18 protein-coding genes and 1 tRNA gene are annotated in these 17269 nt (G+C 66.0%); 7 read left to right on the top strand and 12 right to left on the bottom strand.

All coding sequences use genetic code 11. The features are described from left to right. Positions 1-45: 45 nt before the first annotated feature. Positions 46-282 carry a hypothetical protein gene (locus K9B35_RS16955; RefSeq protein WP_224923164.1) on the top strand — a complete coding sequence of 79 codons (237 nt, stop codon included), beginning with the start codon at positions 46-48 and terminating at the stop codon, positions 280-282. A gap of 163 nt (positions 283-445) precedes the next feature. Here the strand turns inward: K9B35_RS16955 and K9B35_RS16950 are convergent, their stop codons facing one another. From K9B35_RS16950 to K9B35_RS16935, 4 genes are read right to left on the bottom strand one after another with little or no spacing between them, the layout of a single operon-like run. Continuing rightward, on the bottom strand, positions 446-1765 hold the full coding sequence (locus K9B35_RS16950; protein WP_224923163.1) for an amidohydrolase: 1320 nt from the start codon (positions 1763-1765) through the stop codon (positions 446-448). Positions 1766-1812: 47 nt separating this feature from the next. Continuing rightward, positions 1813-2436 (bottom strand): DUF4893 domain-containing protein, encoded by a 624-nt coding sequence (locus K9B35_RS16945; protein ID WP_224923162.1) that lies wholly within the window; start codon positions 2434-2436, stop codon positions 1813-1815. Beyond that, positions 2433-3218, bottom strand: a complete 786-nt coding sequence (locus K9B35_RS16940) for a 3-hydroxybutyrate dehydrogenase (protein ID WP_224923161.1) — start codon at positions 3216-3218, stop codon at positions 2433-2435. Before K9B35_RS16940 ends, K9B35_RS16945 begins: the two co-directional genes overlap by 4 nt. A 13-nt stretch (positions 3219-3231) precedes the next feature. Continuing rightward, positions 3232-4380 carry a patatin-like phospholipase family protein gene (locus tag K9B35_RS16935; RefSeq protein ID WP_224923160.1) on the bottom strand — a complete coding sequence of 383 codons (1149 nt, stop codon included), beginning with the start codon at positions 4378-4380 and terminating at the stop codon, positions 3232-3234. Between the two features lie 109 nt (positions 4381-4489). On the opposite strand from K9B35_RS16935, the gene K9B35_RS16930 reads away from it, so the two are divergent. From K9B35_RS16930 to K9B35_RS16920, 3 genes are all read left to right on the top strand, one after another. Continuing rightward, positions 4490-5386 (top strand): neutral zinc metallopeptidase, encoded by an 897-nt coding sequence (locus K9B35_RS16930; protein ID WP_224923159.1) that lies wholly within the window; start codon positions 4490-4492, stop codon positions 5384-5386. Between the two features lie 10 nt (positions 5387-5396). Next, positions 5397-5864 (top strand): GreA/GreB family elongation factor, encoded by a 468-nt coding sequence (locus K9B35_RS16925; protein ID WP_224923158.1) that lies wholly within the window; start codon positions 5397-5399, stop codon positions 5862-5864. 102 nt (positions 5865-5966) lie between these two features. Next, positions 5967-6042 (top strand) — tRNA-Ala (locus K9B35_RS16920). Between the two features lie 155 nt (positions 6043-6197). Here the strand turns inward: K9B35_RS16920 and K9B35_RS16915 are convergent. Further along, a complete protein-coding gene (locus tag K9B35_RS16915; protein WP_224923157.1) occupies positions 6198-6977 on the bottom strand; it encodes an SDR family oxidoreductase in 780 nt (259 codons plus the stop codon). Next, a complete protein-coding gene (locus K9B35_RS16910) occupies positions 6974-7303 on the bottom strand; it encodes a nuclear transport factor 2 family protein (protein WP_224923156.1) in 330 nt (109 codons plus the stop codon). The genes K9B35_RS16915 and K9B35_RS16910 overlap by 4 nt, the downstream gene beginning before the upstream one ends. A gap of 114 nt (positions 7304-7417) precedes the next feature. On the opposite strand from K9B35_RS16910, the gene K9B35_RS16905 reads away from it, so the two are divergent. After that, positions 7418-8326 carry a LysR family transcriptional regulator gene (locus K9B35_RS16905; protein ID WP_224923155.1) on the top strand — a complete coding sequence of 303 codons (909 nt, stop codon included), beginning with the start codon at positions 7418-7420 and terminating at the stop codon, positions 8324-8326. Positions 8327-8336: 10 nt separating this feature from the next. Here the strand turns inward: K9B35_RS16905 and K9B35_RS16900 are convergent, their stop codons facing one another. Next, complete coding sequence (locus K9B35_RS16900) at positions 8337-8912, bottom strand: FMN-dependent NADH-azoreductase (RefSeq protein WP_224923154.1); 576 nt, start codon at positions 8910-8912, stop codon at positions 8337-8339. 86 nt (positions 8913-8998) lie between these two features. On the opposite strand from K9B35_RS16900, the gene K9B35_RS16895 reads away from it, so the two are divergent. Beyond that, positions 8999-9379 carry a winged helix-turn-helix transcriptional regulator gene (locus K9B35_RS16895; protein WP_224923153.1) on the top strand — a complete coding sequence of 127 codons (381 nt, stop codon included), beginning with the start codon at positions 8999-9001 and terminating at the stop codon, positions 9377-9379. A 60-nt stretch (positions 9380-9439) separates the two neighbouring features. Here K9B35_RS16895 and K9B35_RS16890 read toward each other — a convergent pair whose 3' ends face one another. Beyond that, positions 9440-9871, bottom strand: a complete 432-nt coding sequence (locus tag K9B35_RS16890) for an organic hydroperoxide resistance protein (protein WP_224923152.1) — start codon at positions 9869-9871, stop codon at positions 9440-9442. Between the two features lie 26 nt (positions 9872-9897). Next, complete coding sequence (locus K9B35_RS16885; RefSeq protein WP_224923151.1) at positions 9898-10914, bottom strand: alpha/beta hydrolase; 1017 nt, start codon at positions 10912-10914, stop codon at positions 9898-9900. A 115-nt stretch (positions 10915-11029) separates the two neighbouring features. Between K9B35_RS16885 and K9B35_RS16880 the strand changes: the two genes are divergently transcribed. Continuing rightward, a complete protein-coding gene (locus tag K9B35_RS16880; RefSeq protein ID WP_224923150.1) occupies positions 11030-11512 on the top strand; it encodes a MarR family winged helix-turn-helix transcriptional regulator in 483 nt (160 codons plus the stop codon). Between the two features lie 45 nt (positions 11513-11557). Here K9B35_RS16880 and K9B35_RS16875 read toward each other — a convergent pair whose 3' ends face one another. From K9B35_RS16875 to K9B35_RS16865, 3 genes are read right to left on the bottom strand one after another with little or no spacing between them, the layout of a single operon-like run. Next, on the bottom strand, positions 11558-13153 hold the full coding sequence (locus tag K9B35_RS16875) for a family 43 glycosylhydrolase (protein WP_224923149.1): 1596 nt from the start codon (positions 13151-13153) through the stop codon (positions 11558-11560). 17 nt (positions 13154-13170) lie between these two features. Beyond that, complete coding sequence (locus K9B35_RS16870) at positions 13171-14193, bottom strand: alpha/beta hydrolase (RefSeq protein WP_263622702.1); 1023 nt, start codon at positions 14191-14193, stop codon at positions 13171-13173. Between the two features lie 14 nt (positions 14194-14207). After that, positions 14208-17027: a TonB-dependent receptor gene (locus tag K9B35_RS16865; RefSeq protein WP_224923147.1), complete on the bottom strand. Its 2820-nt coding sequence runs from the start codon at positions 17025-17027 to the stop codon at positions 14208-14210. Between the last annotated feature and the right edge of the window lie 242 nt (positions 17028-17269).

Raw genomic sequence — 17269 nt, 5'->3', positions numbered from 1 at the left:
CGTTGGGCGGGCGTTGTGATGGTCCACCCCATTGGGAGCAGGATCATGGAAGACCACAAGCAGCGCGGCGACGCCGGGACCGACGAGAGCATCGCGGAACGGCTGGAGAAGAACCCCGAGAGCAAGCAGGCGCGGCTGGACCGCGCGCTGGATGAATCGATGGATGCGTCCGACCCGCCTTCGGGGACGCAGCCGATTCATGCGCACGAAGCGCCGACCTCGACCGGTTATGATGCCGAGAAAGAAGCCGAGCTGGCGAAGCAGAAGGACGAGGCGGAGTAGGGTACTTCCACCCCCGTTTGCCCTGATGACCAGGTCGCCAAAGCCCCCGGCTTTGGCTGAAACGTCCGGGGGACGTTTCACCTGGTCATTGTCGAATGGCGGCTACTGACAGCGGTGGCTTCGGCCCTTCGAGAGGCTCAGGGCAAACGGCGGTGTTTCCGTCCTAACGCTTCATCACATCCAGCGCCGCAGCAGTCATCGCTTCCGCGGCGGTGCCGATGACCTTTTCCGCATCGGGCGCCCATTTGGGACTGTGGAGCGAGGGAAGGCCGGCGCCGCCATTGGCCTGTGCCTTGTCCCACGCGTCCTGCGGAACGCCGCCTACCCAATAGATCACCGCCTTCACCGACGGATCGGCGATCGGGTAACGGCCGAAATCCTCGCCCGCCATCGTGGGGGCGATGTCCTGCACCCGCGCCTCGCCGAAGCGCGCGGTAAACAACGTCTCGAGCTGCCCCGCAAAGATAGGGTCGCTGACAGCCGGCGGGGTGAAGGGTTCGCGCACGGTGACAATCGGCATGCGATCCTCCGGCACGCCCGCCGCGATCGCTTCACCTTTCGCGATGCGCGCGATGCCGTCGAGCAGCTGCTTGCGCACTTCGGGGGTGTAGGCGCGCACGGTGAGCAGGAGCAGCGCCTGATCCGGGATGATGTTGTGGCGGGTGCCGCCCTGGAAGCTGCCGACCGTCACTACGGCGGAGTCGAGCGGGTCGATCTCGCGCGCTACCAGCGTCTGGAGCGCCGAGACGATGCGCGCGCCCAGCACGATCGGGTCCTTGGTCGTCGCCGGGTAAGCGCCGTGACCGCCGACGCCCTTCACCACGATATCGACCGAATCGACGCTGGCGAAGGTCGGGCCGCTGCGGATGCCGATCGTCCCGGCGGGAAGCGCGGCGCTGTTGTGGAAGGCGATGGCGTGGGTCGGCTTGGGGAAGCGGGTGTAGAGCCCGTCCTTGAGCATCGCGAGCGCGCCAGCGCTATTTTCCTCGGCGGGTTGTGCGATCATCACCACCGTGCCGCGCCACTGGTCCTTCATCGCCGCGAGGTTGCGCAGCGTGCCGACCCAGGCGGTCATATGGGTGTCGTGCGCGCAGGCGTGCATGACGCCGCTCTCGACCCCTTCGGGCGTGCGCGTGCGGACCTTCGAGGCGAAGGGGAGGCCGGTTTCCTCGGTCACCGGAAGACCGTCCATATCGGCGCGGATCATCACCACCGGGCCGTCGCCATTTTTCAGCACCGCAACGACGCCGGTCCCGCCGACCTGTTCGGTGACGGTGTAGCCGGCCTTGCGCGCTTCGGCGGCGAGCTTGGCCGCGGTCTTGACCTCGGCGAGGCTGACCTCGGGGTTGGCGTGGAGGTCGCGATACAGCGTCATCAGCGACGGCAGCTCGCGCGTGGTGGCGTCGCGGACGCTGTCGGCGGCAGCTGGGGTGGCGAGCGCGAGCGCGAGCGTCGCGGCGGTGGCGGCAAGGAGGGTCTTCATGGCGATACCCTAGCCCGACCCCGCAGCGACGCAACGGCCAAGAGGGATTAGCCCGCCGGGACCATCTCGATCACGTCGAGCTGCGATTCGAAACTGGGATAGGGCAGCACCAGCCGCCAGCGGCCGATGGCGACGCGTTCGATATAGCCGGCCATGTCGCGCTTGCGGTCCTGGCTATAGGTCAGCGCTCTGGTCTCATCGCCGAGTTCGAGCGCGCCGAGGAAGATGACGCGCGCGTCGGATTCGGCATAGAGCGTACCCGAGGGGCGCTGATCGCCCTCCAGCACCGCGAACACCGGCATCTCGCCTTCGCGCCCGATGCGGCAGCGTGCCCAGGGGAGCATCGCGAAATTGCGCAGATCCTCGCGCCGCGCGCCGAGCTTGAAGGTGCGGCAGCGATAGTCGCCGGCCGGCGGTATGGCGTTGGCCATCGCCCGGTCGGGTTCGAACAGCGCGCCCTCGCGTTCGATGACGCCAGTGTCGGCGGTGCGGGCGGCGGGCAGGGCGGCGACCCATGCCTTGCGCCAGTCGCGCAGCCGGTCGCGGTCCTGATCGGTGGTGACGGCGCGCCAGCGCGTCTCCGGCGGGGTTTCGACCAGGCTGAGGCCGTCGCGGGCGCAACCCGTGAGCGCGGCTCCGGCGAGCAGGGCGAGGAGCGTGGCGCGGGTCATGCGGCGGTCCACCCACCGTCCATCGCATAGTTCGCGCCGGTGATCGAACGCGCCGCATCGCCGCACAGGAACAGCGTCAGCGCCGCGACCTGTTCGGGAAGGACGAACTCCTTGGTCGGCTGGGCGGCGAGCAGGACGTCGTTCATCACCTGCTCGCGCGTCATCCCGCGCGCCTTCATCGTGTCGGGGATCTGGTTCTCGACAAGCGGCGTCCAGACATAGCCGGGCGAGATGCAGTTGACGGTGATGCCGTCGGTCGCGGTTTCGAGCGCGATCGTCTTGGTCAGGCCGGCCACGCCATGCTTGGCGGCGACGTAAGCGGACTTGTTGGGGCTGGCGACGAGCGAATGCGCCGAGGCGGTGTTGATGATGCGGCCCCATTGCGCCGCCTTCATATGCGGCACCGCGGCGCGCATCATGTGCCAGGCCGAGGACAGGTTGATCGCGATGATCGCGTCCCATTTCTCAGTCGGGAACTCCTCGATCTTTGCAACATGCTGGATGCCGGCATTGTTGACGATGATGTCCGGCCCGCCGAGTTCGGCATGGCAGCGTTCGACCATGGCATAGATCGCGTCGGGCTTGCTCATGTCGGCGCCGTCGTACAGCGCCTTTGCCCCGCTGATCCTCTCAAGCCCCGCGCGCTCGGTCTCGATCGCGGCGGCATCGCCGAACCCGTTGATCATCACGCTCGCGCCCTCGGCGGCCAGCGCCTTGGCGATGGCGAGGCCGATGCCGGAGGTGGAGCCGGTGACGATGGCGGACTTGCCCTTGAGGAACATGGGATACTCCTGATTAGCGTTTGGTCAGGTCGAAGGCAGCGGTGCGGCCGTCGGCGATGTTGCTGGCGATCAGGCGGGCATTGGCCATGGTGCGCGCCACATCGTCGCCGCCAGCCTGCCAATGTTCGCGCATCGAGCGCGCGGAAAATTCGAAGTCGCGGCTGCCGCCCTCCCACGCATTGGCGCGGTAGATCAGGTGGACGAGGCTGACCGGCTTTTCGTCCGCCGCCTTGCGCAGCGCTGCGACGTCGGGATCGTCGGCGAGGCTGTCCGGCAGCTTGGCGAGCACCTTGCGGATCAGCTCGCGCTCCTTGCGCAGCTTGAGCCGCTCGTCGCTGACCTGGCGGGTGCGGCTGGAGAAGCGGATTTCCTTTTCGCGCGCCATCACGTCGGTGATGGTGTGCGGCATCGGCGCGGCGGCGGAGAACAGGTCGACCTGAAACACCAGCATCGCACTTTGCTGATGGTCGAGGACATGGATCAGCGGGGTGTTCGAGACGATGCCGCCGTCCCAGTAGAACTTGCCGTCGATCTCGACCGGGGGCAGGCCCGGCGGCAGCGCGCCCGAGGCCATGATGTGGCGCGCGTCGATGCGGTCGGTGGTGGTGTCGAAATAGCGGAAATTGCCGCTCTCGATCTCGACCGCGCCGACCGACAGGCGCACCGGGCCGGTGTTGAGCAGATCCCAGTCGATCAGCGAATCGAGCGTCTCGCGCAGGGCCGCGCTGTCATAATAGCTGAGCGCGGCGCAACTGCCGGGCGTCGCGAGAAAGGGCGGGACGGTGCGTGGGTGGAAGAAGCCGGGGACGCCCTGCATCAGCACCGCTGCGGCGGACCATTCATGGACGAGCTCGCGCACCTGATCCTGCGGGAAGATCGGGAAGCTGGGCAGGCCGCTGGTGACGCGGCTCCAGAATGCGTCGAGCCGTTCGACCCGGCGTTCGGGCGGGTTGCCTGCGACGATCGCGGCATTGATCGCCCCGATCGAGATGCCGGCGACCCAGTCGGGTTCGATGTCCGCGATCGCCAGCGCCTCGATCACCCCGGCCTGATAGCTGCCGAGCGCGCCGCCGCCCTGGAGCACCAGCGCAACGCAGCCGGGGAGGGGGAGCGGGGCGTCGCGGCCCACTTTCCTGCTTCGCTGTGGATCGGCGTCGGCCATGGCGAACATGTGGTGCAACGCGGCGCGAAGGGCAATGCGGGATTCTTCATGCAACGCGATGCCGCTTGGGGCATTGTGGCGGGAAGGAAACGATAAAAGGGGATGGGCCATGCGGCTCGACGATCTCGATCCCAGCAACAATGTCCGCGATCTGGGCTCGGGCGGTGGCGGCGGTTTTGGCGGCGGGGGTGGCAACATCCTGTTCGCGCTGCTGCCGATGCTGCTGGGTAGCCGCCTTGGCTGTGGCACGATCGCACTGATCGGCATTGGTGCGGCGATCTTCATGACGCTGGGTGGTGGCGGCGCGTTGCTGAGCGGCGGCGGCGGCACGACCGGCAGCGGCGGGCAGCAGGTCGCGCAGCAAAAGGCGTGCGACACGCCCGAGGAATTGCAGGCATGCCGCGTGATGACCAGCACCGAGCAGACCTGGACCAAATTGTTCGCGGCAGACGGGCAGCGTTACCCCGCGCCGGTGCTCAATTTTTATGAGGGTGGCGTGCAGTCGGGTTGCGGTCAGGCGACCTCAGCGGCGGGGCCGTTCTATTGTCCGGCGGATCGCGGCATCTATCTCGACACCGCGTTCTTCCGCGAGCTGGCGACGCGGTTCGGCGCGGCGGGCGACTTCGCGCAGAATTACGTGATCGCACATGAGGTCGGCCACCATATCCAGAACGTCACCGGCACGATGGAGCAGGTGCGCGCACGCCAGGCGCGGATGAGCCAGGCCGAGGGCAATGCGCTGTCTGTACGGGTCGAGCTTCAGGCGGATTGCTACGCTGGCGTCTGGGCGGCGCAGAATCGCGACCGGCTGGAAGCGGGCGATATCGAGGAAGGGCTGCGCGCGGCCGAGGCGATCGGCGACGACACGCTGCAGAAACAGGCGCGCGGGACGATCGTGCCCGAGAGCTTTACCCATGGCACGTCGGCACAGCGCATGAAGTGGCTCAAGCGCGGGCTTGAGAGCGGCAGCCCGGCGGCGTGCGACACGTTCAGCGGCGCGGTATGAGCATGATCCGATGAGCGTCGCATTCCGTCGTGAGAGCGACGAGGAGCATAAGGAGCCTCGTTTCGAACTGCCGATCCCGTCGGGGCCGAACATCGTCACCGCGCGGGGTCGCGCATTGATCGACGATCAGGTGCGCGATCTTGAGGCGCAGCTGGATGGGCTGGAGGGGGACGAGGCGCGCGCGCCGCTGCTGCGCGACCTGCGCTACTGGCATACGCGGCAGACGACGGCGGAAGTCGCCGCGCTGCCCGAGGCGGGCGTGGCGGCGATCGGCTCGCGCGTGCGCTTTCGCATGGGCGGGCGCGAGCGGGCGATCGACATTGTCGGGCATGACGAAGCCGATCCCGCGGCGGGCCGCATCGCGTTCCAGGCCCCGCTCGCCGCGGCGATGATCGGCGCCGAAGTCGGGGAGCTGATTGACTTTAATGGCCGGGCCGAGGCGATCGAAATCCTGTCGGCCGAGCCGATTTGCGACTGACGGACGACCCCGCGCGCGGCGGGTGGCGCGGCGTCTTTGCCGTTGCAAAGCGCGAGACGGAAAGCTAGATCGTCCGCCGTTCGGCGGTGCCGGACGTGGAGCGGGGCTGTAGCTCAGATGGGAGAGCGCTGCAATCGCACTGCAGAGGTCAGGGGTTCGATTCCCCTCAGCTCCACCAATCCAGAGAAACCTGCACGGTAAACCATCCCTTCGGGGGGCGACCCAGAGCCTGTGGGCGGGGGAGCTCCGTCTCGATCAGTCTCGCGACGAAGCCTTGGGCCCGGCTTGAAATTCCCGCCGCCGGTGCATGGATCCACACGATATGGCGCCGGCTCAGGCCGTGGGAATGGTCCCGCCATCGATGACATATTCGGTACCGGTGATCGTCCCCGCTTTGTCCGATGCCAGAAAGGCGATCAGATTGGCGATCTCCTCCGGCTCCGACGCACGACCGATCGGGACGCCGCCAAGCGAATTCATGATCATTCGCTTCCCCCCTTCGACGTCAACACCATGTTCGGTCGCAAGACGTTTAGCGAGGTCCACGGAACTCTCGGTAGCGATCCAGCCCGGCGACACGCGGACCACCCGGACCCCTTTGGGCGAGACTTCCTTCGACAGGCTCTTGCTGTAGGTCGATAGTGCCGCCTTGGCCGCAGCGTAGGCGGTGGTTGCCTCGGGAAGCGGCAATTCCCGCTGGATCGAGGTGACGTGGATCACCACGCCCGATCCCCGGTCCGTCATCGCCGGTAGCAAGGCCCGGTCGAGGCGGACCGCTGGCATCAGGTTGAGGGCGATTTCGCGGCGCCATTGGCTGTCATCGAGCGCGCGGTAGCCACCCGCCGGAGCGGACGATCCGCCGAGCATATGGACAACGACGTCGACACCGCCGAGCTGATCATGGACTGCATCAGCGACGGCGGCGCAGCCCTCGGCGGTGGTGAGGTCGGCGGCGACGAACTGCGCGTCCGGCATGTGCGCGGGCCTGCTGCGCGCGGTGGTCAGCACCTGCGCACCGAGCGCGCGGAACAGGGCAACCGTCGCCGCGCCCGCCCCGCGCGTGCCCGAGGTGATGAGCGCCCGCTTCCCTGCAAGGGTGATGAACGGCGTCATGGGACGATCTCCAGCTGAGCGATGCTGTCGCCATCGAGCACGAAGCAATAGCGCAAATCGACCGGGCTGCCGGGAAAATTGCCGACGAGATGGCTGGTGACGATGATGCGGCCATCGTCACCAGCAACGTCGAATGGTTCGACGGTATAGCTGTATTGGGTGGACGCATTTGCCATCCACTGGCAGATGGCATCGCGGCCGACATAGCGGTTGCCCTCATCGATCACGACGGCTTCCGGCATGAAGCATTCGGACGTCGCCTGGGGCTGGCCCTTTCTGTCGGCGGCGAAATACGCCGCGATCGCTTTGGGCAGTTGCACGGGCATGGTCATTCTCCTCGCGGCCCGGCGCGGACATCGCGCGGTTCCACGCAGATGGCGCTTTACGGTCGTTCAGATAACCGGGATAAAGTGGGACAAGGAGTTTCGGATTTCGGGACAATGGCCGGATATAGTCTGCACGAGCTTGACGCCGTTCTCGCCATCGCCCGCCGCGGATCGTTCCGCGCGGCGGCGATCGATCTGGGCATGTCGGCCACAGCACTCAGCAACGCGATCGCGAAGCTGGAGGGGCGATTGGGCGTTCGGCTGTTCAACCGGACGACGCGCAGTGTGTCGCTGACCGAGGCGGGGCACCACTTCGTTGACCAGATGACGCCAGCGCTGCGCGACATTCATCTGGCGCTCGACGGTGTGCGGTCGCAACAGCATACGCCATCCGGGACGTTGCGCATCAACAGCTTCGCGACGGCGGCGCGCGAAATGCTGGTGCCGCTGGTGCTGGAGTTCCTGAAGCGCTTTCCTGAGGTCAGCATCGATCTGGTCACCGAAGGCGCACTCACCGATATCGTGGCCAACGGGTTCGACTTCGGGATTCGCAGCCGGGATCTGGTTCCCTCCGACATGATCGCCATCCCGATCGGTCCGGCCCGCCGCTATGCCGTCGTCGCCGCGCCGGCCTATCTTGCGGACCGGCCCTTTCCGCGTGTTCCGCTCGATCTGCTGACCCATTCCTGCATCCGAATCCGGTTGCCCAATGGGTCGATGTATCGCTGGCCGTTTCAGAAGGACGGCCAGCCGATCCAGCTGGACGTCGAGGGACCGATCATTTTGGACGAAGCGAGCGTCGCACGCATCGCCGTGCTGGAAGGAGTCGGGATCGGGTTCTTCATGGAATCCGACGTGCGCGCGGATATCGAAGCGGGGCGGATGGTACCGTTGTTGCAGGAATGGACGCCTGTGCTGGCGCCACTCTGCCTCTATTACCCCAGCCGTCGAAATCCGCCCGCCGCGTTCAAGGTGTTCGTCGATCTGGCGCGCGAACGATCGCGCGCATTCCGGCACGGCTAAGGCGGCGGCATCAGGCCGGGGCGAGCCCGCCCTGGAGCGCAGCAATCCGGCTCAGCGCGGAAGTGATTGCCGCCTCTCGCTGGTCCGGTCCAAAGGCGACCCCTTCGGCGATCACGAACTCGGGCTGCGTGATACCGATGAAGCCCAACATCGCGCGCAGATGCGTTTCGGCATGTTCCATCGCGGCTGCAGGACCGTCAGAATACTGGCCACCGCGCGCCAGCGCGACGAAGACGCGCTTGCCGCCGGCCAGGCCTTCGACGCCATCCTCGGCGTAGCGGAAGGTCTTGCCCGAAACGAGGATGTGGTCGAACCAGCCCTTGAGCTGTGTCGGGATGCCGAAATTGTACATCGCGGCACCAATCACCACGACGTCTGCGGCAAGAAATGCGTCGAGCGTGGCTGCGGCCTCGGGCGTGGCGAAGCCAGGCAGCGTCAGATGCGGCAGCGGCTGGGCGCCGAGGTCGCGGTAGGATAGCTCAAGTTCGCCGGACGACCGGCGCAGCGCGTCGACAATCGCGGCGGACATGGTGCGGCTGACGGAAGTGTCGCCTTGGATCGATGAATCGAGATGAAGTAGGTGCATGGGGCCTGTTCCTGTCTTACGTGGCCCACACCACGTAGAGTGCCCCTTCGGCCGGCCAAGAACGCATATTTTCGGGACCTAGTCACATGGACATGACCGCCCCCGCCGCCCACGATCCCGCCAGGTGTCGGGACATCGCGCGTCATCTGGGATGGATCGGGGATCGATGGACCTTGCCGGTCGTGGTCGTCCTCGCGACGGGGACGCTATGCTTCAACGGGCTGCGCCGGGCGGTGGCGGGGATCTCGCAACAGATGCTCACCCGTACGCTGCGCCGGCTCGAACGCGATGGCGTGGTGACCCGAACGGTGCACCCCACAGTTCCGCCGATGGTCGAATATGCGCTGACCCCGTTGGGTCATTCGCTGGCCGCGCTTGGCCAGGATCTGGGCCGCTGGGTGGTGGATCACGAACGGACGATCCATGCCAGCCAGGCTGAGTTCGATGCCAGGGCGACCGCAGACTAGGGTCTGCGAAGGTCGCGCGCATGGCTCGGGCATAAATGCCCTGGCCATGCGCGCCGGGGCTCAGCTGTTCCCCGCGATGTTGAGAGTGACCTCGATATTCCCACGCACCGCGTGCGAGTAGGGACATACCGTGTCGGCTTCCGCCACCAGCGCTTCGGCGTCGGCCCGATCGAGGCCGGGAAGCAAGATGTCGAGCGTCACGGCAAGGCCAAAGCCCTTGTCCGCGCGTGGCCCGATGCCGACCGTCGCGCTGACGCTGGCATCATTGGGCAATCGGGCATGGGTGCCCTGAGTGCCAACGAACTTCATCGCGCTCAGGAAGCAGGCGGCATAGCCAGCTGCGAACAGCTGTTCCGGGTTGTTGCCCTGGCCGTTGCCGCCCAGTTCCTTGGGCGTTGCCAGCGCGACTTCGAAGGCACCGTCATCGGTACGCGCCTTGCCATCGCGTCCGCCGGTGGCGGTGGCGCGGGTGGAGTAGAGAATCTTGGTCATTTCAGTCTTCCTTTCTGGTGGAGCGATCAGCGGGCAAAGCTGCTGCGCAGGCGCGCGGCGCCCTGGGCGATGGCGGCACGGGCGGGTTCGCTGCCGGCCAGTGCGTTGAGCATCACGAAGTCATGGATCGTGCCGTTGTAGCGGGTAACCGCGACCGGCACGCCCGCTTCGATCAGACGGCGGCCATAGGCTTCGCCCTCATCGCGCAGCAGGTCGTTTTCGGCGACGATTACTGTGGCGGCAGGCAGGCCCTTCAACTGGTCGAGCGTGGCGCGCAGCGGGAAGGCAAGCACATCCTTGCGGCGGTCGGCGGGGTAGTTCGCCTCAAGGAAGTAATCCATCGCGCGGCGGGTCAGGAACGGGCCGTTGCCGAACGCGCGGTAGGACGCGTTGTCCGACACATCATCCGTCACCGGATAGAAAAGCAGCTGATGCCCGATCTTTGGCCCGGCGCGATCCTTGGCCATCATCGTGACCGCAATCGCCATGTTGCCGCCGGCGCTGTCGCCCGCCACCGCCAGTCGCGACGGGTCGATGCCGAGCGAGGCGCCGTGCGATGCGACATGGTCGAGCGCGGCATAGGCCTGTTCGTTGTTGATCGGGTAGCGGACCTCCGGTGCGTTGTCATATTCGACGAACACCACCGCAGCGCGGGCCTGCACCGCCAGTTCGCGGATCAAATGGTCGTGGGTGTTGCGATTGCCCATCACCCAGCCGCCGCCGTGATAATAAAGGACGGCGGGGAGCGCGCCTTTGGCGTCGGCCGGGCGCACGATTCGCACGCGGACCTGTCCCGTGGGGCCGATCTTCCAGACAAGATCCTGCGTGTTGGTCGCAGCGGAGGCGGCGACCTTGTCGGCCTGCACGCTCGCCAGAACGGCGCGGGCGTCGGCATAAGGAAGGTCGTAGATCGGCTTTCCTGCGGCGGCGGCATCGGCGAACGCCTTGGCCGACGGTTCGAGCGTCTGCGCCGAAATGGGGGCAGCCGACAGGGCCAGCAGTGCGGTGGAAGCGAGAGCAGCGAGGCGAGGCATGGTGTGCATGATCAAGGTCCCTTATTTGAGTCGGACACGATTAGATCGTGTGCGATCTAAATAGCGGGGCGATTCACACTGTCAACCCTTGCGATTAAATCGCGTGCGATTTATTGTCCGCAGTATGACTGATACGCTCCCCCCCGCCTCCGAAGGCGAACCGCTCGACCAGTTCCTGTGTTTCTCGGTCTATGCCGCCGGGCTCGCATTCAATCGCGTCTACAAGCCGCTGCTCGACCGGTTCGGCATCACCTATCCGCAATATCTCGCGCTGGTGGCGTTGCGTGGCGCGGACGGCCAGACAGTGAGTGCGCTCGGCGCAAAGTTGCATCTGGAGTCGAACACCCTCACCCCGCTCATCAAGCGTCTTGAAGCCGCCGGGCTGGTGACGAGAACGCGCGACAAACAGGATGAGCGGGTCGTCCGGCTTGCGTTGACCAATGCGGGCCGCGGTCTGACCGACGAGGCGCTCGGTTGCATTCCCGCTGCGGTTCTGGAGGCGACGGGAATGCGTCCTGAGGAGTTGCAGGCGCTGAACCACAAGCTGGCGTCACTGGGCGCAGCGCTCAGGAGCGACGGGGCCGCCTCAGGCGGAAGCGGCGGCTGACCGGCTCCAACCCAGCCATTGTGAGTCCTCTGCGAAGCGTGGCCTTCAGCCCAACGCTGTGAACCGGAAATCGCTGAACTTTGCCGTTCCGGCGCCCGCAGAATAGAGTCCCGGGCGGAGCATGAGGAAACCGCCGCGGACATTGTGGTGGTACCCCGATACCTCCATGCCGCGATCAAAGCGGTGCCAGGTCTTTCCGCCATCGGCGCTGGTGTCATAGGTGACGATGTGGCGGTCGTTGGTCACGCGCATCCGCATCTTGCGCCCGTGCGGATTGGCGGGGCGGCCGCGTTCGATGCCGTACTGGTGGGTGACGAAGCGCTTTTCATCGAAGCCGAGGCCGCAATAGAGCTTGTCGTCGTAGAACAGGATGAGGCCGGCGGTGCCGCCCGGTGCGATCTCGATATCGCATTCGAAGCGATAGGCGGGGTCGCCGGCGATCAGCAGCAATGGCGCGGAGCTGGACGGCGCGGTGCCGCGTGCGTCGAGGTGGAGGACATTGTTCGCGACGCGCGCACGGCTGCGCTCATCGGGGGCGGGGCGGAAGAAGTTCCATTTGGTGCCGATGGCGAGGGTCGAGAAATCGTCCGACAGCGCCATGCCGTGGGGACCGGTCTTGGTCCCGCCTTTGGGCTTGGCCAGCGGCTGCGACAGATCGCCGCCCTTCATTCGGAACCAGCCGTCATCGGTCCACTCGATCGGATCGAGCAATGCCTGACGGCCGAGTGTCCAATAGCCATTCTCGAACCCGTGATAGACGCTCCACCAGTCGCCCGCCGGCCCCTCGACCAATGTCGCATGGCCGCGCGACCACCATTTTTCCTCGAGCGAGGTGGTGCGGACCAGCGGGTTGGCGGGGCAATTCTCCCACGGGCCGTGGATCGAGCGTGAGCGCGCCGCGATAACCATATGGCCGGTCGGCGGACCCGCCGTCCCGCCGACCGCGGTGATCATGTAAAACCAGCCCTTATGGCGGGTGATCTTCGGCCCCTCCGGCGCGAAGCCCTCGACGACCCAGTCCTTGGGATAGCGCCACGGGTCATAGACATGTTCGGGCTCGCCGATGCGGCTGAGGCCGTCGTCGGACATGCGCACGCGGTCGCCGCCGGACAGGAACAGCCAGCGCGATCCGTCTTCGCCCACCGCATGGCCGGGGTCGATATGGTTGGGCAGCTTGAGGTCTACGGGCTCGCTCCACGGCCCTTCGATCTTGTCGGCCCAGATCACCCAGCTGGTGTTCGGCCCCTTGGTCGGGATGTACAGGAAATAGCGGCCATCATGCTTGCACAGTTCCGGCGCCCACACCGAACCGATGTTCTTGGTCAGCGCCGCGCCGACCGGCTGCCAGTTGATCAGGTCGCGCGAGTGCCAGATGACGAGGCCTGGATAGGAATCGAAGGTCGAGAAGGTCATGTAATAGTCCTTCCCGTCCTTGAGGATCGTCGGATCTGGATGGTCGCCCGCCATCAGCGGGTTGAGGAAGCGGCCGTCGCCAAGGTCCGGGATGCGCTGATTGTCGAAGCCGCGCTTCCAGTCGGGGGCTGCTGGTTTCGGGGTCTGCGCCGCCAGCGCCGAAGGAAGGGTCGAAAGCGCGCTGCCGACCGAGGCTGCGCCGATCAGGTCGCGGCGGTTCATACGCATGAGTACTTCCCTTTTGTTCAGACGAGGATGCCGCCGGCCCAGGCAAGAAATAACTCGGGCCATGCGGCGACGGGTTTGCCCAAAGTCTTGCGCAGGCCAAAGCCATGGCCGCCATGGGCGAAGAGATGGGTTTCGACCGGAATGCCCTTCGCCCGCAGTGCCGCGCGGAGCAGCAGGGCGTTCTCGACCGGCACGACATTGTCGTCCTCGGCGTGGAGCAGGAACACTGGCGGGGCGTTGGCGGGGGCGTTGCGGTCGGGCGAATGCGCGGCCTCCCGCGCCGCATCGGCACCGGCCCCGAGCAGCAAGTTGCGCGATCCGGCATGGGCGTGCGGGGCGGTCATGGTGATGACGGGGTAGATCGGGGCAGCGGCATCGGGGCGCGCGCTGTGGCGGTCGGCGGCGTCGACGGGGTCGTACACGCGTGTGTCGAAGCGGGTGAGCAGGTCAGCGCACAGATGCCCGCCGGCGGAAAAGCCCATCGCGGCGACGCGCTGCGGGTCGATGCCATAGCCGCGCGCGCGGTGGCGGATCAGGCGCATCGCGCGCTGCGCATCGGCGAGCGCGACGTTCGGTCCGGCGGCCCAGCCTTCGCCGGGCAGGCGGTAGAAGAGGACGAAGACGGTGAAGCCGCGCGCCGACAGCCAGCGGCCGAGCTCATAGCCCTCTTTATCGATGACGATGTGGCGATAGCCGCCGCCGGGCGTGATCATCACCGCCGCGCCATTGGCGCGATGCGGGCGGAACACGACGAGGCGCGGGCGGGTGATGCCGAGTACCGAGCGATCGGACAGGTCGCGGTCGGTGCTGCGTTCGATGACGGTTTCGAACGGGGGTGTGGCGGGCGGGCCGGGCGCGCCCTTTGGCCACAGGTCGATCGTCTCGGTCGGGTCGGGAAGCCCCGCCGGCCCCGGCGTTCCGGTGGCCGGCGGTGCAGTCTGGCCGCGGGCGGCGGACGCGATCAGCGCCGCGCCGCCCGTGGCGGTCACGAGAAACTCACGGCGGCCGAGCCGAAGGGGAACCTCATCCCCGGCCGCCATGTCCCCTCTCTCGGTCACATCTTGATCCGCGCGCCCACCAGGATCGTGCGGCCGAAATGGTTGTTTTCGTAATTGCGACGCGCAGTGATGTCGGTCCAGCGCTCGCGATAGGCGTCGGTCAGGTTGGTCCCTTCGACCGAGAACTCAAGATAGTCGGTCAGCTTGTAGCGCACCGAGGCATCGACATTGGTGATCGCTTCATAGCCTTCAAAGACGTTGCCGGTGCCCGAACCTGCATCGGTGAAGCCGTCACGATAGCTGACCGAAGCGCGTGCGCTGAACTTGCTGTCCTCATAATAGAGGGTCGCGTTGTACTGCTTCTTCGACAGCCCGTAGAGCGTGTTCTCAAGCGATACCGACGGAAGCGAGCCGCCCGGCGTGGTGGCCGGACCTTGCTGGGTATAGGTGGCCGAGCTGTCGACAAAGGTCGCGTTCACGATGCCGCCAAAGTTCGACAGGAAGCCGGGCAGGAACTTGAACGGCGCCTGCAGCGCGATTTCGACGCCCTCCAGCGATGCGCCGGTGCCGTTGCCGGTGGTCGCGATCGTCCAGATTGGCTGCGACAGCTGCGCGGGGTTGAGTGCTGCGGGAGACGAAGGCACGAGCACCGAGGGCGAGAGCCCGGTTTCGGTGAACGTTCCGGTGCGCGTGATCGAGACCGGGAAGCTCGCCACATCCTTCTTGAACAGCGCGACCGAGAAGATCGACTGCGGCGCGAAATACCATTCGAGCGCAACGTCGAAATTGGTCGCGCGGAACGGCAGCAGGAACGGGTTGCCGCTGGTGACACGATAGTTGAAGCCATCGGCGGATCCGCCCGGCGTCAGGTTGCCGAGCGAGGGACGGGTCATCACCTTAGCGATTGCGCCGCGGATGATGATGTTTTCTGACGGATAGAGCGCGAGGTTGAACGAGGGCAGCCAGTCCTCATAATCGCGCTCCACGGTCACTACGACGCCGCTGTTGATCCCGTAGGACGACTGGTCGGTCCGGACGTAGCGAATGCCGGCGTTCAACGCATAATCGAGCCCGAAGAGCGCGCCCTTGGCATCGAACTGGAGATAGCCGCCGGTGGTCTCTTCGACGACACCGCGATTGTTGCCGACGTCGAGGGCCGCGGTGCGACCGTAGAGGTTGGTGTAGGCTGTGGCAGCTTCGAGGTTCGGTATCAGCCACTGGGTCGTCGTGCCCGAAGGCGCATTGGACCCGGTCAGCGTAAACAGCTCCGAAAGGGCCGCGGTGACGGGGAAGCCGTAGACTGCGGTGGGTCCGAACAGGCTGGTCGGCGAGCAGGTGAGGGTGCCGAGCACGCGATCGACACCGCCATTACCGCACACCGCCGTGTCGCGGGTAAAGGCGACGATGTCGTAGTTATAGCGCCGCCAGACTGCGCCCGCCTTGACCGTGAAGCTCTCGGTCACGTCCCATTCGGTGCGCAGCTGGGCGTTGCGAAACTGGTTGAGCACGTTCGACGGGCGGTCGCGGATTTCAGCAAGCTGGAAGTTTGCCGGGTTGGTGACGCTGGTGCCGAAGGTCAGCGTCGGCGCCTGCATGTTGCGATAGTCGTAGCTATAGCCTTGCGCATCGCGGTCATCGAACACGACCGTGGTTTCGACCGGTACATCCGCGTTCGAGCGCGAATAGCCCCCGATCAGGGTAAAGCGGAACTTGTCGGTGACGTCCTGGTCCCAGCTCGCGCCGATCTGGTAGAATTCGGTCTCGCTCTGCTTGAGGTAATGTTCGGTCCGCACCCATGCGTCGTTGAGCGTCGCAGCGATCATGTTGTTGTTGCTGTCGTAGACCGGATTGACGACGTTGATCGACCGTTCGTTCGAGCGCAGCAGCACTTCGCCCCATTTCTCGCGGCGGTCGGCCTTGAAGTTCGAATACAGCGCGTCGATCGAAACCTGCGTCGCGTCGCTCGGCGACCATTGGATGCTGCCGGTCAGGCCCAGGCGCTCGCGATCATGCGTGACTTCGCCGTAGCGCGGGATGCGCGGGTGGAACGAGGTTGCGGCCTGATTACATGCCGCGCTGGGGACATAGGTGCCGCCGCTGTTGGCGGTAGTCCAGCAGTTGGTGCCATTGACCGAATCGAAGCGCGCCTGTGCCCAGCGTACGGTGTTGTTGCCGATCTCCTTGGTCGTCGTCTTCTGATAGGCAGCCGAGATCGAGGCGCCGAGCGTTCCGTCGGGCGACTTCCATCCGATCAGACCGGCGGCGCGCGGGCCCCAGGTGTCGGAGAGGTCGTTGTAGCTGCCCTGTGCCGAGGCGGCGAAGGTGAAGCCGTACTTGCCCTTCAACGGATTGCCGGTGTTGAGATCGACGACGGCGCCGAGCGACCCTTCATCGAGGTCCGCCGAAGCGGTCTTGTGGACGACAATCGAGCTGAACAGTTCGGATGCGAACACGTTAAAGTCGAATGCGCGGTCGCGGTTCGAGGCGGCGCCGTCATGGCTGGTGGTGATCGTCTCGAGCCCGTTGACCCGGACGCGGGTGAATTGCGAACCAAGGCCGCGCACCGTGATTGCGCGCCCTTCGCCGCCGTCGCGCTGGATTGCGATGCCGGGAATGCGCTGGAGCGATTCGGCGAGGTTCTGGTCGGGGAACTTCGCGATGTCTTCGGCGACGATCGCATCGACCGCGGCGACCGAATCGCGTTTCACAGTCAGTGCGGCGTCGAGCGAGGCGCGGAAGCCGGTGACGACGATTTCCTCGTCTTCGTCGGCCGCGGGATCGGCCGGCGCGTCCTGCGCCTGGGCGACGGTAGCGATAACAAGGGCGGAAGTGGCTGCCAGCAGGCGGGCGCCGCCACGGCGAACAGTGAACCGCATTGAAATTCCCCTCTCAAACGGTGTCGATGACACCGGTAGCTGCAAATGGCCTTGCGGATCGCTCAAGGCCGGATGTCGGTGCGGAGGGGGTGCCGGGTCGCGAATCGCGTGCGTCCGGCCTGATCCTCTCCAAATTCGCCGTGTTCTCACGGTCGAACACGAGTTTCATGCTTGAGAAACCGGTGTCATCGCGGTTCTCTGCCATTCCTTCCCAGGTGTCAACCCGGGGAAGTCCGGTAGTC

Origin of the sequence: Sphingomonas sp. R647, assembly GCF_020177055.1 — a bacterium.
Taxonomy (GTDB): Bacteria; Pseudomonadota; Alphaproteobacteria; order Sphingomonadales; family Sphingomonadaceae; genus Sphingomonas.
Note: the sequence above shows the minus strand (reverse complement) of the source record. Positions and strands in the feature narration are given on the sequence as shown.

What these genes read in the sequence shown, in the direction of transcription:
- K9B35_RS16905 (WP_224923155.1), top strand. Translation starts at nt 7,418, where the DNA reads ATGGCCGGATATAGTCTGCACGAGCTTGACGCCGTTCTCGCCATCGCC.
- K9B35_RS16910 (WP_224923156.1), bottom strand. Translation starts at nt 7,303, where the DNA reads ATGCCCGTGCAACTGCCCAAAGCGATCGCGGCGTATTTCGCCGCCGAC.
- K9B35_RS16915 (WP_224923157.1), bottom strand. Translation starts at nt 6,977, where the DNA reads ATGACGCCGTTCATCACCCTTGCAGGGAAGCGGGCGCTCATCACCTCG.
- K9B35_RS16925 (WP_224923158.1), top strand. Translation starts at nt 5,397, where the DNA reads ATGAGCGTCGCATTCCGTCGTGAGAGCGACGAGGAGCATAAGGAGCCT.
- K9B35_RS16950 (WP_224923163.1), bottom strand. Translation starts at nt 1,765, where the DNA reads ATGAAGACCCTCCTTGCCGCCACCGCCGCGACGCTCGCGCTCGCGCTC.
- K9B35_RS16870 (WP_263622702.1), bottom strand. Translation starts at nt 14,193, where the DNA reads ATGGCGGCCGGGGATGAGGTTCCCCTTCGGCTCGGCCGCCGTGAGTTT.
- K9B35_RS16930 (WP_224923159.1), top strand. Translation starts at nt 4,490, where the DNA reads ATGCGGCTCGACGATCTCGATCCCAGCAACAATGTCCGCGATCTGGGC.
- K9B35_RS16945 (WP_224923162.1), bottom strand. Translation starts at nt 2,436, where the DNA reads ATGACCCGCGCCACGCTCCTCGCCCTGCTCGCCGGAGCCGCGCTCACG.
- K9B35_RS16955 (WP_224923164.1), top strand. Translation starts at nt 46, where the DNA reads ATGGAAGACCACAAGCAGCGCGGCGACGCCGGGACCGACGAGAGCATC.
- K9B35_RS16875 (WP_224923149.1), bottom strand. Translation starts at nt 13,153, where the DNA reads ATGCGTATGAACCGCCGCGACCTGATCGGCGCAGCCTCGGTCGGCAGC.
- K9B35_RS16865 (WP_224923147.1), bottom strand. Translation starts at nt 17,027, where the DNA reads ATGCGGTTCACTGTTCGCCGTGGCGGCGCCCGCCTGCTGGCAGCCACT.
- K9B35_RS16890 (WP_224923152.1), bottom strand. Translation starts at nt 9,871, where the DNA reads ATGACCAAGATTCTCTACTCCACCCGCGCCACCGCCACCGGCGGACGC.
- K9B35_RS16940 (WP_224923161.1), bottom strand. Translation starts at nt 3,218, where the DNA reads ATGTTCCTCAAGGGCAAGTCCGCCATCGTCACCGGCTCCACCTCCGGC.
- K9B35_RS16895 (WP_224923153.1), top strand. Translation starts at nt 8,999, where the DNA reads ATGGACATGACCGCCCCCGCCGCCCACGATCCCGCCAGGTGTCGGGAC.
- K9B35_RS16935 (WP_224923160.1), bottom strand. Translation starts at nt 4,380, where the DNA reads ATGGCCGACGCCGATCCACAGCGAAGCAGGAAAGTGGGCCGCGACGCC.
- K9B35_RS16880 (WP_224923150.1), top strand. Translation starts at nt 11,030, where the DNA reads ATGACTGATACGCTCCCCCCCGCCTCCGAAGGCGAACCGCTCGACCAG.
- K9B35_RS16885 (WP_224923151.1), bottom strand. Translation starts at nt 10,914, where the DNA reads ATGCACACCATGCCTCGCCTCGCTGCTCTCGCTTCCACCGCACTGCTG.
- K9B35_RS16900 (WP_224923154.1), bottom strand. Translation starts at nt 8,912, where the DNA reads ATGCACCTACTTCATCTCGATTCATCGATCCAAGGCGACACTTCCGTC.